At 56.0% G+C, this 16218-nt stretch carries 12 protein-coding genes; 6 read left to right on the top strand and 6 right to left on the bottom strand.

Annotated features, from left to right (window positions below):
• Positions 1 to 15: 15 nt before the first annotated feature.
• Complete coding sequence (locus tag FNY10_RS23725) at positions 16 to 2049, bottom strand: alpha-amylase (RefSeq protein ID WP_131049350.1); 2034 nt, start codon at positions 2047 to 2049, stop codon at positions 16 to 18.
• Between the two features lie 315 nt (positions 2050 to 2364).
• Here FNY10_RS23725 and FNY10_RS23720 point away from each other — a divergent pair, with 315 nt between their 5' ends.
• The gene (locus tag FNY10_RS23720; RefSeq protein WP_100682952.1) at positions 2365 to 3183 is read left to right on the top strand and encodes a protein bax; all 819 of its coding nucleotides are present in this window, start codon (positions 2365 to 2367) and stop codon (positions 3181 to 3183) included.
• Between the two features lie 61 nt (positions 3184 to 3244).
• Here FNY10_RS23720 and xylR read toward each other — a convergent pair whose 3' ends face one another.
• The 4 genes from xylR to xylF all read right to left on the bottom strand — a co-directional run bounded on the left by xylR (position 3245) and on the right by xylF (position 8306).
• Complete coding sequence (gene xylR, locus FNY10_RS23715) at positions 3245 to 4423, bottom strand: D-xylose utilization transcriptional activator XylR (RefSeq protein ID WP_100682953.1); 1179 nt, start codon at positions 4421 to 4423, stop codon at positions 3245 to 3247.
• A gap of 125 nt (positions 4424 to 4548) precedes the next feature.
• Positions 4549 to 5730, bottom strand: coding sequence for a xylose ABC transporter permease XylH (gene xylH / locus FNY10_RS23710; protein WP_131049351.1), 1182 nt, complete (start codon positions 5728 to 5730; stop codon positions 4549 to 4551).
• A complete protein-coding gene (locus FNY10_RS23705) occupies positions 5708 to 7249 on the bottom strand; it encodes a xylose ABC transporter ATP-binding protein (RefSeq protein WP_131049352.1) in 1542 nt (513 codons plus the stop codon). The genes xylH and FNY10_RS23705 overlap by 23 nt, the downstream gene beginning before the upstream one ends.
• A gap of 64 nt (positions 7250 to 7313) precedes the next feature.
• Positions 7314 to 8306 (bottom strand): D-xylose ABC transporter substrate-binding protein, encoded by a 993-nt coding sequence (gene xylF / locus FNY10_RS23700; protein WP_131049353.1) that lies wholly within the window; start codon positions 8304 to 8306, stop codon positions 7314 to 7316.
• A 374-nt stretch (positions 8307 to 8680) separates the two neighbouring features.
• Here xylF and xylA point away from each other — a divergent pair, with 374 nt between their 5' ends.
• Together xylA and xylB are read left to right on the top strand one after the other, a co-directional pair.
• Complete coding sequence (gene xylA, locus FNY10_RS23695; protein WP_131049372.1) at positions 8681 to 10003, top strand: xylose isomerase; 1323 nt, start codon at positions 8681 to 8683, stop codon at positions 10001 to 10003.
• Positions 10004 to 10091: 88 nt separating this feature from the next.
• Positions 10092 to 11549, top strand: coding sequence for a xylulokinase (xylB, locus tag FNY10_RS23690; RefSeq protein ID WP_131049354.1), 1458 nt, complete (start codon positions 10092 to 10094; stop codon positions 11547 to 11549).
• A gap of 38 nt (positions 11550 to 11587) precedes the next feature.
• Here xylB and FNY10_RS23685 read toward each other — a convergent pair whose 3' ends face one another.
• The gene (locus FNY10_RS23685; RefSeq protein WP_100682959.1) at positions 11588 to 12583 is read right to left on the bottom strand and encodes an acyltransferase; all 996 of its coding nucleotides are present in this window, start codon (positions 12581 to 12583) and stop codon (positions 11588 to 11590) included.
• 179 nt (positions 12584 to 12762) lie between these two features.
• On the opposite strand from FNY10_RS23685, the gene FNY10_RS23680 reads away from it, so the two are divergent.
• The 3 genes from FNY10_RS23680 to glyS all read left to right on the top strand — a co-directional run bounded on the left by FNY10_RS23680 (position 12763) and on the right by glyS (position 16196).
• On the top strand, positions 12763 to 13068 hold the full coding sequence (locus FNY10_RS23680) for a YsaB family lipoprotein (protein WP_131049355.1): 306 nt from the start codon (positions 12763 to 12765) through the stop codon (positions 13066 to 13068).
• Positions 13069 to 13205: 137 nt separating this feature from the next.
• Positions 13206 to 14117 carry a glycine--tRNA ligase subunit alpha gene (glyQ, locus tag FNY10_RS23675; protein WP_004205014.1) on the top strand — a complete coding sequence of 304 codons (912 nt, stop codon included), beginning with the start codon at positions 13206 to 13208 and terminating at the stop codon, positions 14115 to 14117.
• Between the two features lie 9 nt (positions 14118 to 14126).
• Positions 14127 to 16196 (top strand): glycine--tRNA ligase subunit beta, encoded by a 2070-nt coding sequence (gene glyS / locus FNY10_RS23670; protein ID WP_160704232.1) that lies wholly within the window; start codon positions 14127 to 14129, stop codon positions 16194 to 16196.
• Positions 16197 to 16218 lie beyond the last annotated feature (22 nt).

Below are 16218 nucleotides of genomic sequence, written 5' to 3'. Positions count from 1 at the left end.
CCATCAGAAGGGGGGCTATCGTTGACCCGCCCAGACCACCATCACTTTGTCATCGGCGTTTTCACGGACGAAACCGTAACCCTGCGGCATCGAGAGCGTGGTCTGTTTACCCATGCCAATCGCCGGGTGGCGGGCGCGGAACTGGCCGAGTTTCTGCCAGTGGCTGACGCTGAGCGCGGCTTTACCCGCGACGTCCTGCCAGTTCATATCCGAACGCGTCCCCTGCAGCGGATCTGAGCCGGTAGGTCCGAACGGCCGCGCGGACTCATCGCCATAGAAGAGCTGTACCGCGCCTGGCGCCAGCAGCAGCAGTTCTGCCGCGGTGCTGCCGCCTTCGCGGAACAGACGCGTGTCGTGGGATGAGAGATAGCTCAGGACGTTAAACGTCTGCAGTTTATCCGCCATCTGCTGCCAGGTCAGGTCAATACTGGAGAGACAGCCTGACGCTTTCGCCGCCTGATCCTGGTAGTCGAAGTTAATCATCGCATCAAAACCGTGGCGGTAGTAATCGCTCTGCATGACGCCGTGGCCCCAGGCCTCGCCGGTCATCCAGAACGGCGCGTTATCCAGCGCTTTTTCCGGGTTGGCTTTTTTCCATGCCGCCAGCGCCGCGGTGGCCTGGTTTTTTAACTGTTGCCAGGCGGCCAGTTCGACGTGTTTGGCGGTATCGACGCGGAAACCGTCAATGCCGTAATCACGCACCCACTGACTCAACCAGTGGGTCAGATAATCGCGCGGCGTATAGCCGGGAATTTCTTTCGCCGCCGTATCCGGCTTGTTGCGATAGAAGTTTGGTAACCCGGAAGGGACCGTTGATTCCGTTTTCAGATCCGGCAGGAAGGCCAGGGACATGGTCAGATCGTCAAAGCCGGGGTTGTCGTAGTCGCCAATATCGGTGCGAATCCACTTTTTGCCCCACCACTTTTCCCAGCCGGCTTTATCGCTGAAGTTGATGTAGTCGTTGAAGCTGTGCCAGGTCTGGCCCGGGCCGGGTTTCCAGTTGGTCCAGTGTTCCCCGAGGGTCTTTTTCAGCTCCTCGCCCTGCAGATACAGCGCGCCGAATTTGAACGCCTGCATATCGGCGAGAGTGGCGTAGCCGGTGTGGTTCATCACCACATCGAACAGGATGCGAATGCCGCGCTTGTGCGCCTCATCAACCAGACGACGCAAATCTTCCTCGCTCCCCATATTGGCATCCAGTCTGGTCCAGTCCTGAGCGTAGTAGCCGTGATAGGCGTAATGCGGGAAATCGCCCTTGGTTCCGCCGCCGACCCAGCCGTGAATTTGTTCCAGCGGCGAGCTTATCCACAGCGCGTTAACGCCTAACGCTTTCAGGTAGTCGAGTTTGCTGGTCAGCCCTTGCAGGTCGCCGCCGTGGAAGGTGCCGATTTCCTGCATCCCGTCTTTGTGCCGCCCATAGCTGTTGTCGTTGGCCGGGTTACCGTTGACGAAACGGTCGGTCAGCACGAAATAGACGGTGGCGTTATGCCAGTTGAAAGGAGCATCGGCGGGGGTGTCTGCCCGCTCAAGGAGCAGTAAACCGTTGCTGTTGGGGGCCGGTTGCAGCGTAATTTTCCCGGCGCTGACCGTGGCGAGATTGCCGCTGTAGAAATCACGGACTTTGCTGCCCTCGGCAAAGGTCTGACTGACATCCAGCGTCAGCGGCTTGCCATCCCATTTTGGACACTGGCGCAGCTGCGGCGCGGAAGCCGTCGCCGCCTCTTTTTCCTCCAGCGAGAGCATCAGCGTTGGCGTACCGGAGCGGGTATCCACTTCAAGCGTGTAGCGACCTTCGCGGAAGACCCGCCACTGCGCGGGGGCGCCGCGGCAGGGCTCCATGGACAGCATCTGGTTGAGTTTGATCGCCCCGGCGGGCTGCCAGCACTGTTGGCCAAAATTAATTTGTAGCGGGCGCGTTCCCTTCGCCACCTCATTTTGACTGATAAATCTGCCGGTGCCCTCTTCGGTAAAGGCCGGAAAATCGGGGGTGGTCCAGGCGGCGAAGGCCATTCCTGGCAACAACAGCGACGCTAGCGCAGCGAGTTTCATTCTGGAGTCCTGTCAGCGGTTTTTTGTTCAGTTTGCCCGCTAACCCGGATAATGAACTCATCCCGTCTGCGCTTTTGCAGGGAGGACAAAAAGGGCTGAGTGACAGAGGTCAAAAAACAGGCGAAAAATGAGAGGGCACTAGCATTTTCGTTCTCTGGTGACCGTGCAGAAACCGATTTCAGATGACAGCTTTTAGGAATTGGACTATTTCTGTTAGTGCTCTCACTGGGTATTTTTGATACTATTCGCGATTCAATTAACGTTTTTTTGCGTAAAACAAGGTGTTGGAATGATTAAATCCGACCAGGAGACCTAATGATATCGATTCCCATGCGACGATATGGGGCTGCGATACTCATGTTACTTACCTGTATATTTTCAGGGAGTGTGTTGGCAACAACCCACATAGCAACAACGAGTCATAAAGCCTCACAAGTAAAGAAAAGTAGTCAGGTTAAGGTAAGCAGTAAACAAGAGTATTCTCGCAATAGTGTAAAGAGTAGTTCACTTCCTGATTTGCGAAAATACCCTTCCGGAACCCCAAGGAAAAAAGCGTTTCTCCGGACGGTAATGCCTTATATTACTAAACAGAATCAGGTGATCACCGCCGATCGTAACTGGCTTGTCGCCAAACAATACGACTCGCGCTGGTCACCGACAGAGCGCACGCGTCTGAAGGATATTGCGGCACGCTATAAGGTGAAATGGTCTGGCAATACGCGTCATATTCCATGGAGTACGCTGATGGAACGCGTTGACATCATTCCGAACAGTATGGTGGCGACCATGGCGGCGGCGGAAAGCGGTTGGGGTACCTCCAGACTGGCGCGGATGAACAACAATCTGTTTGGTATGAAATGCGGTGGCGGGAACTGCAGCGGCGCGATGAAAGGCTACTCCCAGTTTGATTCTGTGGAGGAGTCGGTACAGGCTTACGTGACGAACCTGAACACGCATCCGGCATACAGCTCCTTCCGTAAATCACGCGCGCAGCTGCGTAAAGCGGATCAGGAACTGACGGCCAGCACCATGATTCATAAGCTGAAGGGTTATTCGACGAAAGGGTCGAGCTATAACAACTATCTCTTCGCGATGTATCAGGACAACCAGCGGCTGATTGCTGCCCATATGTAATAAAAAAATGCCCGGAGCGTCAGCCCCGGGCATTTTTCTTTGTGGTCTCACTTTCTATTCGCTACATCATCACTTCACTGTGCCTGTCCCGGTACTCCTTCGGCGTCACGTCGTACTCTTTCTTAAATACCGAATAGAAATATTGCAGCGACGGATAGCCGCACATTTGCGAAATTTCATTAATCGACAGCGTGGTGGACACCAGCAGGCTGCGGGCCTTTTCGAGTTTCTCGCGGTGAATGATGGAGTGAATGGTATCGCCGACCTCCTCCTTGAAGCGCTTCTCGAGGTTAGAACGGGAAATACCGACGGCATCCAGCACCTGTTCGACCTTGATGCCCTTGCAGGCGTTATTGCGGATGTAGTGCATGGCCTGAATGACCGACGGATCGCTGAGCGAGCGATAATCCGTGGAGCGCCGTTCGACAACGCGCATGGGCGGCACCAGCCGACGCTGTAGCGGGAGCGGCTCTTTATCCAGCAGTCGATGCAGCAGCTTGGCCGCCTGGTAACCCATCTGCCGGGTCCCCTGTGCCACTGAGGAGAGCGCGACGCGCGACAGATAGCGGGTCAACTCTTCATTATCAATGCCGATGACGCACAGTTTTTCCGGCACCGGAATATGCAGCAGCTCGCAGGCCTGGAGCACGTGGCGGGCGCGGGCATCGGTCACGGCGATAATCCCGGTTTGCGGGGGGAGCGTTTGCAGCCAGTCCGCCAGCCGGTTTTGCGCGTGTTGCCAGTTTTCCGGCGCGGTCTCCAGCCCCTGGTAAACCACGCCGCGATATTTCTCCTTCGCGACCAGCTGGCAAAACGCGTGTTCGCGCTCGACCGCCCAGCGTTTTCCGCTGGAAGCGGGCAGCCCGTAAAAGGCGAAGCGCTGGACGCCCTTTTCTTTCAGATGCAGGAAGGCGCTTTCGACCAGCGCGGCGTTATCCGTCGCAATGTAGTGCACCGGGGGATAGCATTCGGGGCGATGATAGGAGCCGCCGACGCCGACAATCGGGACCTCGACGTCGGCCAGCAGTCTTTCGATTTCCGGGTCGTCATAATCAGCAATCACGCCGTCGCCCAGCCACTCCCTGATATTCTCGATACGCGCCCGAAAATCCTCTTCAATGAAGATATCCCATTCCTGTTGCGATGCCTGTAAATATTCTCCTACCCCTTCGACGACCTGCCGGTCGTAGGCTTTGTTGGCATTGAATAGCAGCGTAATACGGTGGCGCTTTGCAAACATAGTCTCTTTTCCTGGTTTTCCCTTTCTGGCCATACAATACCGGCCAATGCCCGAAACATGGCAAGCCTCTTATGCGTAAAGCTGGCGGTAGCGCAAAGAATTCGGGCATTCTTAATTCGGCAGACTTACGCTCTGCGCTTCGTCGCCGAATCCATCCATACCGCCAGCAGTAAAATGGCGCCTTTGACGATGTACTGCCAGAACGTGGCGACGTCCATCATGCTCATGCCATTATCCAGCGCCGACATGATAAATGCCCCCATGACCGCACCGGCGACGCTACCAACCCCGCCAGCGAGGCTGGTGCCGCCGATGACGCAGGCGGCGATAGCATCCAGCTCGGCGATGTTACCGGCTGAAGGCGAGCCGGCGCCCAGCCGCGAGCTGAGGATCAGACCGGCGATGGCCACCATCAGACCATTGATGGCGAAAACGGCCAGCTTGGTACGCTCAACGCTAATTCCGGACAGACGTGCGGCTTCCAGATTGCCGCCAATGGCATAGATTCGCCGGCCGAAGGCTGTGCGGGTGGCCATAAACATCCCCGCCAGCAGCAGGGCCGCCAGGATGAGAACCGGCGTGGGGACGCCGCGATAATCGTTTAATAGCCAGATGGCGCCGAGCACGATAACCGCGGTGATGCTCTGGCGAGCCACCGTCGAGGTTGGCGCGGGCGTGGTTAATCCCAGAGACTGGCGACGCAGGCGACCGCGCCATTGCCAGACAATAAAGGCCGCCATGCCAATGACGCCGATGCCGAAACCCAGACCGTCAGGCAGATAGCTTTGTCCAATTTGCGACATCGCCGGGCTGGTGGGCGAGACGGTGGTGCCGTTGGTGATACCGATCAGAATGCCGCGGAACGCCAGCATCCCGGCGAGGGTGACGATAAACGACGGGACTTTGCGGTAGGCGACCCACCAGCCGTTCCAGGCGCCGAGAATCAGCCCCATCGCCAGCGTGACCACAATGGTCAGCGGCAGCGGCCAGCCGAGCCAGACGTCAAAAATCGCCGCTGCGCCGCCGAGCAGCCCCATCATCGAGCCCACGGAAAGATCGATCTCGGCGGAAATAATGACGAACACCATCCCGACCGCCAGGATGCCGGTGATCGCCGTCTGCCGCAGCAGGTTAGAAATATTACGCGCGCTTAAATAGGCTCCTTCGGTGGCCCAGGTGAAGAACAGCATAATCACCACAATCGCGGCGATCATCACGAAAACCTGCAGGTTCAGCCCTTTGAGTCCAGCCATACCGGCAGGGGCGGGCGGGATAATTTTTATCTCAGACGACGTGTTTTTCGACATGGTGTTCGCTCCTCAACGCGGCTTCCATCACCTGCTCCTGGGTCAGATGATGATTGACTAAATTGGCTTTCAGCTTGCCTTCATGCATCACCAGCACCCGATCGCTTAACCCGAGAACTTCAGGCAGTTCGGACGAGATGACGATGACGGCGATCCCCTGCTGCACCAGCTGATTAATCAGTTTGTAGATTTCGTATTTCGCCCCGATATCGATGCCGCGTGTGGGTTCATCGAGAATCAGGATGCGCGGATTCAGCAACAGGCAGCGGGCCAGAATCGCTTTCTGCTGGTTGCCGCCGCTCAGACGACCAATGGCCAGCTCCGGCGATGACGTTTTGATTTTCAGCCGCTGGATGGATTGCTGGATGCAGTGCTGCTCCCCGGCGTCATCGAGGCTGCTCAGCGGGCCGGTAAACTGATTTAACGCCGCCAGAGTGATGTTCTTACCCACCGCCATCACCGGCACGATACCGTCTTTCTTGCGGTCCTCCGGGACCATGGCAATACCGTGGGCGATAGCCTGCTGGCAGTGATGAATCGCCACCGGCTGACCGTCAATGAACACTTTCCCTTCCCAGCGCCCCGGCCAGACGCCAAACAGGCACTGGACGGCCTCGGTACGCCCGGCGCCGACCAGCCCGGCAATGCCGAGGATTTCACCGCGACGCAGTGAAAAAGAGATATCGTTGACCCGCTTAATATGCCGGTTGACCGGGTGCCAGGCGGTTAAATGCTCGACGCGTAAAATTTCATCGCCGCAGTCGTGCGGCTCGTTCGGGTAGAGAGCGGTGAGTTCGCGGCCAACCATCATGGTTATCACATCATCTTCATTCATGCCGCTGGCATCGCGGGTGCCAATATGCTGGCCATCGCGAATGACGCAGATGGTGTCGGAGATGGCTTTCACCTCATTCAGCTTGTGGGAGATATAAATACAAGCGATGCCGTGGGCCTGCAGATCGCGAATGATATCCAGCAGAATGGCCGTTTCCTGCTCGGTGAGAGAGGCGGTGGGTTCATCAAGGATTAATAACCGCACCTGCTTATTGAGCGCTTTGGCAATTTCAACCAGCTGTTGTTGCCCAAGGCCGAGATCGCCGACACGGGTATCGGGTGAAATGGTCAAATTCACCTGTGCCAGCAGCTTCTGGCAGCGCAGAGTCATGGTTTCATAATCAAGGAGACCATAGCGGGAGATTTCCGCGCCAAGAAAAATATTCTCCAGAACGCTCAGGTGTTTAACCAGCGCCAGCTCCTGGTGAATAATGGCGATACCTTTGCGTTCGGTGTCGCGAATATGACTGGGCTTAAGCGTTTCACCGGCAAAAATAATCTCACCGTCATAGCTGCCGTGAGGATAAATTCCGCACAGGACTTTCATGAGCGTGGATTTACCAGAACCATTTTCGCCGCAGAGTGAGACAATTTCACCTGCGTTAAGCCGCAGGCTGATATTATCCACCGCCTTCACGGTCCCGAAGGTTTTGGTGATGTTTTTCATTTCAAGTAACCAGGACATAGATGCTCCGCATAAGCGATATCCAGCTGGACGAGAATGACGCCCCGGCGAGGGGCGTCAGGAATTATAAATCGCTCTTTTTGTGGAAACCGTCTTTGATAACCGTTTGTTCAATATTGTCTTTATTCACTTCGATCGGGGTGAGCAGGCGGGACGGGACATCTTTAAGTCCGTTATTCAACGTAGTATCAGCATGCGGCGCTTTATCATTGCCGAGCTCGACGGCAATTTCAGCGGCGGTGGTGGCAAGCGTGGTAATCGGTTTATAGACGGTCATGGTCTGCGTACCGGAAATAATCCGCTTCACGCCCGCAAGGTCGGCATCCTGGCCGGAAATGGCGACTTTACCCGCCAGACCCTGCGCGCTTAATGCCTGAATCGCGCCGCCGGCGGTGGCATCGTTGGAAGCGACCACCGCGTCGATTTTGTTATTGTTAGCAGTGAGGGCGTTCTCCATAATCTTTAATGCGTTTTCCGGCAGCCAGCCGTCAACCCACTGGTCGCCAACAATCTTAATTTTACCGGAGTCAATATAAGGCTTGAGAACTTTCATTTGCCCGGCGCGGAACAGTTTGGCGTTATTATCTACCGGGGAACCACCCATCAGGAAATAATTCCCCTGAGGGACTTTATCTACCAGACTTTGGGCCTGCATTTCGCCCACTTTTTCATTATCAAAGGAAATGTAGAAATCAATGTCTGCATTATTTATCATACGATCGTAGGCCAAAACTTTAATACCTTCCTGTTTGGCTTCTTTAATCACATTACTTAATACCTGGCCGTTGTAGGGAATGATAACCAGGACATCAACACCGCGGTTTATCATATTTTCAATTTGCGACATTTGCGTTTCTTCATTGCCATTAGCAGACTGAACAAATACTTTGGCACCTAATGATTCAGCTTTGTTGACAAATATATCGCGGTCTTTTTGCCAGCGCTCAAGGCGGAGATCGTCAATGGCCATACCAATCTTAACTTCTTTCGCAATCCCCGCCATACTGGTCAGCAGGAGTGAAGCACAGAGCGTGAGGCAAAGGTTCTTTATCTTCATAATAATCAGCCTTTTTTGTAAAGTGCAGGATAAGACGAACGGGGTAAAGAAACGGCCTGGTACGTAGTAAATTCTTAACAGCTAAAGGAAGACTGGCAATTATCTGTTCTTATTTCTGGATTACGAAATTTAGTTTGTTTTCTGATTTATGACCGCGATCTGGTTTTTAAAAATAAATAAAATCGCTATATCATTGATATGTCATTGAAACGATAGCGTGAGTAGTATTAGTAATATTCAGTTGTGCGATCTGGCGCACGTTTGTGGATTCTCTCAATCACGGTGTGAAATAACGTAATTGAGGAAAGTAAAACATGAATTCTATATTGGCTTATGACTTATTACCCGCCGCACCCCTGAATATGGAGTTCATTATGCAAACCTATTTCGATCAACTCGATCGCGTTCGTTATGAAGGCCCAAAAACCACTAACCCGCTCGCGTTCCGTCACTATAACCCGGACGAGCTGGTGCTGGGCAAACGCATGGAAGAGCATCTGCGGTTTGCCGCCTGCTACTGGCATACCTTCTGCTGGAACGGGGCAGATATGTTTGGCGTGGGCTCCTTCAATCGTCCGTGGCAGCAGCCGGGCGACGCGCTGGAAATGGCGAAGCGTAAAGCGGATGTCGCCTTTGAGTTTTTCCATAAGCTTAATGTGCCGTACTACTGCTTCCATGATGTGGATGTCTCTCCGGAAGGGGCGTCTCTGAAGGAGTATCTGGACAATTTTGCCCGGATGGTTGATGTACTGGCGGCGAAGCAAGAGCAGAGCGGCGTGAAGCTGCTGTGGGGGACGGCAAACTGCTTTACCAACCCACGCTATGGCGCAGGGGCGGCGACCAACCCGGATCCGGAGGTCTTCAGCTGGGCGGCGACTCAGGTGGTGACCGCCATGAATGCCACACACAAGCTGGGCGGGGAAAACTATGTCCTGTGGGGCGGTCGCGAAGGCTACGAAACCCTGCTTAATACCGATCTGCGCCAGGAGCGCGAGCAAATTGGCCGCTTCATGCAGCTGGTGGTGGAACACAAACATAAAATCGGCTTCCAGGGCACGCTGCTGATTGAACCAAAACCGCAGGAACCGACCAAACATCAGTACGATTATGATGCCTCTACCGTCTACGGTTTCCTCAAGCAGTTTGGCCTCGAAAAAGAGATCAAACTGAATATCGAAGCCAACCATGCGACTCTGGCCGGACACTCCTTCCACCATGAAATTGCAACCGCCATTGCGCTGGGTCTGTTCGGCTCCGTGGATGCCAACCGCGGCGATCCGCAGCTGGGCTGGGATACCGATCAGTTCCCGAACAGCGTGGAAGAGAATGCGCTGGTGATGTATGAAATTCTCAAGGCCGGCGGCTTTACCACCGGCGGGCTGAATTTTGATGCCAAAGTTCGTCGCCAGAGCACCGATAAATACGATCTGTTCTATGGTCATATTGGGGCGATGGATACGATGGCGCTGTCGCTGAAAGTGGCGGCCCGTATGATCGAAGGGGGCGAGCTGGATAAACGAGTCGCGAAACGCTATGCCGGCTGGAATGGCGATCTGGGTCAGCAAATCCTGAAAGGGCAGATGACGCTGACGGAGATTGCGCACTACGCGGCGCAGCATAATCTGGCTCCTCAGCATCAGAGCGGCCATCAGGAGCAGCTGGAAAACCTGGTTAACCATTATCTCTTTGATAAGTAATAAGGATGCCCGGCAGTGTCGGGCGTGAGTGAGAGCACGCTTTCTCGCGCCACGGTTAACCGTGGCGCACTGTTTAAGGAGAGACCGTATGTACATCGGGATTGATTTGGGCACCTCGGGCGTAAAGGCCATTCTGCTCAATGAGCAAGGTGAGGTGCTGGCTTCGCACACTGCTCCCCTCACCGTATCGCGGCCACACCCGCTATGGTCCGAGCAAGACCCCGAGCACTGGTGGCAGGCGACGGACCGCGCAATGAAAGCGTTGGGTGAACAACACACGCTGCGCGATGTAAAAGCGGTGGGGATCGCCGGGCAGATGCACGGCGCAACGCTGCTGGATAAACACCAGCGGGTGCTTCGCCCGGCTATTTTGTGGAATGACGGCCGCAGCGGCGACGAGTGCGTCCAGCTGGAAAAAGCGGTAAGCCGCTCGCGACAAATTGCCGGTAACCTGATGATGCCGGGGTTTACGGCGCCAAAATTGCTCTGGGTCCAGCACCATGAACCCGAGATCTTCCGCCAGGTGGACAAGGTGCTGCTGCCGAAAGATTATCTCCGCCTGCGTATGACCGGTGACTTTGCCAGCGATATGTCTGACGCCGCCGGGACGATGTGGCTGGATGTGGCCAAACGCGACTGGAGCGATGAGCTGCTCGCCGCCTGCGGCCTGAGCCGCGATAACATGCCGGCGTTGTTCGAAGGTTGCGAAGTGACGGGAACGCTGCGTCCCGCCATCGCCGAGGCGTGGAATATGCCGCAGGCGCTGGTGGTCGCTGGCGGCGGCGATAACGCTGCCGGTGCGGTAGGCGTCGGCATGGCGGATGCGGGGCAGGCGATGTTGTCCCTGGGAACCTCCGGGGTCTATTTCGCCGTCAGCAACGGTTTTCTCAGTAAACCTGAAAGCGCCGTACACAGCTTTTGTCACGCTCTGCCGGGACGCTGGCATTTGATGTCGGTGATGTTGAGCGCCGCTTCCTGCCTCGACTGGGCGGCAAAACTGACCGGCCTCGGCACGGTTCCTGCGCTGGTGGCGGCGGCGGAATCGGCGAGCGAAAACGCCGATCCCATCTGGTTTTTACCCTATCTTTCCGGCGAGCGCACGCCGCATAACAACCCACATGCTAAAGGGGTCTTTTTCGGCCTGACGCATCAGCACGGCCCGGCAGAACTGGCACGTGCGGTACTGGAGGGCGTGGGCTACGCGCTGGCGGATGGAATGGATGTGGTGCATGCCTGCGGCGTGACGCCGGAGAGCATCACTCTGATTGGCGGCGGTGCGCGCAGCGCCTGGTGGCGGCAAATGCTGGCTGATATCAGCGGCCAGCAGCTGGATTACCGTACCGGCGGCGACGTTGGGCCTGCGCTCGGGGCTGCCCGGTTAGCGCAGCTGGCGCAGCATAAAGAGGCGGTTTTTTCAGAACTGCTGCCGCAGCTGCCGCTGGAACAGGCCCATCGACCGGATGCCGAGCGCTTTGCTCGCTATGCGCCGCGTCGCGAAACGTTCCGGCAGATTTATCAGCAGCTGCTGCCGCTGATGTCGTCATAAGCGTCCGCCCCGAATGGGGCGGATTAATTTTTGCCGCGCTAGCTGACCAGGCGTCGGGTATCCAGGCGCTGTACCAGCGTCGACAGCAGCAGGCTCCCCCCCAACGCCGCGCCGAATATCCAGAAGATATCCAGCAGCGGCCAGCGCGTCAGTTCCACTCCGCTGGCCCGTAACGCATGAATGATCAGGGCATGAAATCCGTAGATCCCCAGCGAATGGCGTGCAATCAGCGCCAGGGCAGGGATCGGACGTGCGTTGAGGGTATTCTTCACCAGCGTGAGCAGGGTTATCGCGCAGACAAACACCGCCGGCCCGCAATATAAGTACCAGGTATCGCCGAAGTCGCCGCGCCACTTCAGCTCGTGCAATGTCCCGCGGGAAATCACCCACACCGTGGCAGCGAAAAGCGCGGCGCACAGCAGCGTGAGCCACTTTTTATCGGTGTCCATCATGCCGATCGCCCGCCCCAGTACGCCATACAGAACATAGTAAAACGTATCGCCGTTGATATAGAGATTGAGCGGCAGCCACTCGATGCCGCCAGCCTTGACCGACACCATGTTGGGGTTGGCCAGAAGGCCTACTACCAGCATCAGAATCAACAGCATCCTGCCGCTGACCTGTTTAACCTGCAGCAGCGGCGAGAGCAGGTAAATGACGATAATCGCGAAGAAAAACCACAGATGATAGAACACCGGTTTTTGCAGTAAGTGCTTGAGTGACAGCACCACGTTGATATGGGTGAACAACGTGATGTAGAGCAGGGACAGGGCGCTATAAAACGCCACGCACAGTACGATCCGTAGAAAATGCCGTGGTTGGGCGCTGCGCTCACCGAAAAACAGGTAGCCGGATATCATGAAAAACAGCGGGACGCTGACGCGAGAAGCCGAATTAAGCAGGTTGGCGATATCCCAGTCCAGCAAGCTGATGATATGCGGGTGGGTGATATACCAGGTGGTGCTGTGAATCATCACTACCATCAGGCATGCGATGCCGCGCAAACTTGTTATCCAGTTTATTTTTTCCTGCATCGGTACCTCAGTTGCTCCTGCTTAAAGAGGGTCTGACTCCTCCTGGCCGGCCATGTCGCAATGGAAAATTCCGAGTTTATCGCGACGCTCTTGTCGAGATGCGCAGAGATTCGCACAATGCCCGGACAATTTCACGTAACCTGCACGATAACGAGTTGCTAACAAGGCGGTTGAGGAAAATGGTGATGAAATATTTCTTTTCTGGACTGTTATTGCTCCTGCTGGCGGGATGCAGCCAACAGCCGCCTCAGACGGTGCAAAAAGCGCAACGTGCGCGGATTACGCCGCAAATTACCCTCAATATGGCGCAACTGTGCAAGGATAAGGCGGCAAAACGCTACAGCACCGGGCCCCGCATGGTGGACATTAGCCACTTCGAGCAGTTCCAGGGGAGCTATGAGCTGTCGGGTCTGACATCGCAGAATGAGCGCTTTATCTGTTCTTTTGATCCAGACGGGCAGTTTTTACATCTTTCTATGCGTTAAATCGGCACCTGATGCCGCGCGATGGCGTTAATTCCCGCAATTTTATTTAAACAACGCCGTTTCGTACTGTATATCTCGCAGCCAGCGGGTATACTGATCCCTTCCTTTAAATCCACACGTATCCAGCACGAAATAATATGCAAAAGTTTGATACCAGGACCTTCCAGGGCCTGATCCTGACCTTACAGGATTACTGGGCTCGTCAGGGCTGCACCATTGTTCAACCACTGGACATGGAAGTCGGCGCCGGCACCTCTCATCCAATGACCTGCCTGCGTGCGCTGGGGCCAGAGCCGATGGCGACTGCCTATGTGCAGCCTTCTCGTCGCCCGACCGACGGCCGCTACGGCGAAAACCCGAACCGCTTACAGCACTACTATCAGTTCCAGGTGGTCATTAAGCCATCGCCGGATAACATTCAGGAGCTGTACCTTGGGTCTTTGAAAGAGCTGGGCATGGATCCGACGATTCACGACATCCGCTTCGTGGAAGACAACTGGGAAAACCCGACGCTGGGTGCCTGGGGTCTGGGCTGGGAAGTGTGGCTGAACGGGATGGAAGTGACGCAGTTCACCTACTTCCAGCAGGTCGGCGGCCTCGAATGTAAGCCGGTGACCGGCGAGATAACCTACGGTCTGGAACGTCTGGCGATGTACATTCAGGGCGTTGACAGCGTTTACGACCTGGTCTGGAGCGACGGTCCGCTGGGTAAAACCACCTACGGCGACGTGTTCCATCAGAACGAAGTGGAGCAATCCACCTATAACTTTGAATACGCAGACGTCGACTTCCTGTTCTCCTGCTTCGAGCAGTATGAGAAAGAAGCGCAGCAGCTGCTGGCGCTGGAAACCCCGCTGCCGCTGCCTGCCTACGAGCGCATTCTGAAAGCCGCCCACAGCTTCAACCTGCTGGACGCGCGTAAAGCCATCTCCGTCACCGAGCGTCAGCGCTATATTCTGCGCATTCGCACCCTGACCAAAGCCGTGGCAGAAGCCTATTACGCTTCCCGTGAAGCCCTGGGCTTCCCGATGTGCAACAAGAATAAATAAGAGGCGGCCATGTCTGAAAAAACTTTCCTGGTGGAAATCGGCACCGAAGAGCTGCCACCAAAAGCCCTGCGCAGCCTGGCGGAATCTTTTGCTGCGAACTTTACCGCGGAGCTGGATAACGCTGGCCTCGCCCACGGCAACGTCGAGTGGTTTGCTGCCCCGCGCCGTCTGGCGCTGAAAGTCGCTAATCTGGCGGCGTCGCAACCGGATCGCGAAGTTGAAAAACGCGGCCCGGCGGTTTCTGCCGCGTTCGACGCGGAAGGCAAACCGAGCAAAGCGGCCGAAGGCTGGGCGCGTGGCTGCGGTATCACCGTTGACCAGGCCGAGCGTATGGTCACCGACAAAGGTGAATGGCTGCTGTATCGCGCGCACGTCAAGGGCGAAAGCGCGGAAGCGCTGCTGCCGAACATGGTGGCGACCTCGCTGGCAAAACTGCCGATCCCGAAACTGATGCGCTGGGGCGCCTCCGACGTGCAGTTCGTGCGTCCGGTTCACACCGTGACCCTGCTGCTGGGCGACAAAGTCGTCCCGGCAACCATTCTGGGCATCGCCTCCGATCGCGTGATTCGCGGCCATCGCTTTATGGGCGAGCCGGAATTCACTATCGACAACGCCGATCAATACCCGCAAATTCTGGTTGAGCGCGGCAAAGTCATTGCTGACTACGAGCAGCGTAAAGCCAAAATCAAAGCCGATGCCGAAGACGCGGCGCGCAAAATTGGCGGCAACGCCGATCTGAGCGAAAGCCTGCTGGAAGAAGTGGCCTCGCTGGTGGAATGGCCGGTGGTGCTGACCGCGAAATTCGAAGAGAAATTCCTCGCGGTGCCGGCAGAAGCGCTGGTTTACACCATGAAAGGCGACCAGAAGTACTTCCCGGTCTACGGTAATGACGGCAAACTGCTGCCGAACTTTATTTTCGTCACCAACATCGAGTCGAAAGATCCGACGCAGATTATCTCCGGGAACGAAAAAGTGGTTCGCCCACGTCTGGCGGATGCCGAGTTCTTCTTCAACACCGACCGTAAAAAGCGTCTGGAAGATCATCTGCCGCGTCTGCAAACCGTGCTGTTCCAGCAGCAGCTCGGCACCCTGCGCGACAAAACCGACCGCATTCAGGCCCTGGCTGGTTGGATCGCCGGGCAGACTGGCGCCGACGTCAATCACGCAACGCGTGCGGGTCTGCTCTCCAAGTGTGACCTGATGACCAACATGGTGTTCGAGTTTACCGACACTCAGGGCATCATGGGCATGCACTATGCGCGTCACGATGGCGAAGCCGAAGATGTGGCGGTGGCGCTGAACGAGCAGTATCAGCCGCGCTTTGCCGGCGACGATCTGCCGTCTAATCCGGTAGCCTGTGCGGTAGCGATTGCCGATAAGATGGATACCCTCGCGGGCATCTTCGGTATCGGCCAGCATCCGAAAGGCGATAAAGACCCGTTTGCGCTGCGTCGTGCCGCGCTCGGCGTGCTGCGTATTATCGTTGAGAAGAACCTGAACCTCGATCTGCAAACGCTGACCGAAGAAGCGGTGCGTCTGTACGGCGATAAGCTGACTAACGCCAACGTCGTCGATGACGTCATTGACTTCATGCTCGGTCGCTTCCGCGCCTGGTATCAGGATGAAGGCTACACCGTCGACACCATCCAGGCGGTACTGGCACGTCGTCCGACGCGTCCGGCTGATTTCGATGCGCGTATGAAAGCGGTATCTCACTTCCGCACCCTGGAAGAAGCGGCCGCGCTGGCAGCAGCCAACAAGCGCGTATCTAACATCCTCGCGAAATCCGAAGAGACGCTGAACGATGCCGTTCATGCCTCCGTGCTGAAAGAAGCGGCAGAAATTAAGCTGGCGACCCATCTGGTGGTCCTGCGCGACAAGCTGCAGCCGTTCTTTGCCGAAGGCCGCTATCAGGAAGCGCTGATCGAACTGGCCTCCCTGCGTGAACCGGTAGATGAATTCTTCGAAAACGTGATGGTGAATGCGGAAGATAAAGACGTCCGTATCAACCGTCTGACGCTGCTGTCGAAACTGCGTGACCTGTTCCTGCAGGTAGCGGATATTTCCCTGCTGCAATAATCGTTTGTTTTGCATAACAAAA

It is taken from the genome of Klebsiella sp. Lac1, from assembly GCF_009825425.1.
In the GTDB taxonomy this organism is placed as follows: domain Bacteria; phylum Pseudomonadota; class Gammaproteobacteria; order Enterobacterales; family Enterobacteriaceae; genus Klebsiella; species Klebsiella electrica.
This window is presented reverse-complemented; position numbering and strand designations above follow the sequence as displayed.

Coding starts and splice junctions, on each gene's coding strand:
- FNY10_RS23725 (WP_131049350.1), bottom strand. CDS start 2,049: ATGAAACTCGCTGCGCTAGCGTCGCTGTTGTTGCCAGGAATGGCCTTC.
- FNY10_RS23720 (WP_100682952.1), top strand. CDS start 2,365: ATGATATCGATTCCCATGCGACGATATGGGGCTGCGATACTCATGTTA.
- xylR (WP_100682953.1), bottom strand. CDS start 4,423: ATGTTTGCAAAGCGCCACCGTATTACGCTGCTATTCAATGCCAACAAA.
- xylH (WP_131049351.1), bottom strand. CDS start 5,730: ATGTCGAAAAACACGTCGTCTGAGATAAAAATTATCCCGCCCGCCCCT.
- FNY10_RS23705 (WP_131049352.1), bottom strand. CDS start 7,249: ATGTCCTGGTTACTTGAAATGAAAAACATCACCAAAACCTTCGGGACC.
- xylF (WP_131049353.1), bottom strand. CDS start 8,306: ATGAAGATAAAGAACCTTTGCCTCACGCTCTGTGCTTCACTCCTGCTG.
- xylA (WP_131049372.1), top strand. CDS start 8,681: ATGCAAACCTATTTCGATCAACTCGATCGCGTTCGTTATGAAGGCCCA.
- xylB (WP_131049354.1), top strand. CDS start 10,092: ATGTACATCGGGATTGATTTGGGCACCTCGGGCGTAAAGGCCATTCTG.
- FNY10_RS23685 (WP_100682959.1), bottom strand. CDS start 12,583: ATGCAGGAAAAAATAAACTGGATAACAAGTTTGCGCGGCATCGCATGC.
- FNY10_RS23680 (WP_131049355.1), top strand. CDS start 12,763: ATGGTGATGAAATATTTCTTTTCTGGACTGTTATTGCTCCTGCTGGCG.
- glyQ (WP_004205014.1), top strand. CDS start 13,206: ATGCAAAAGTTTGATACCAGGACCTTCCAGGGCCTGATCCTGACCTTA.
- glyS (WP_160704232.1), top strand. CDS start 14,127: ATGTCTGAAAAAACTTTCCTGGTGGAAATCGGCACCGAAGAGCTGCCA.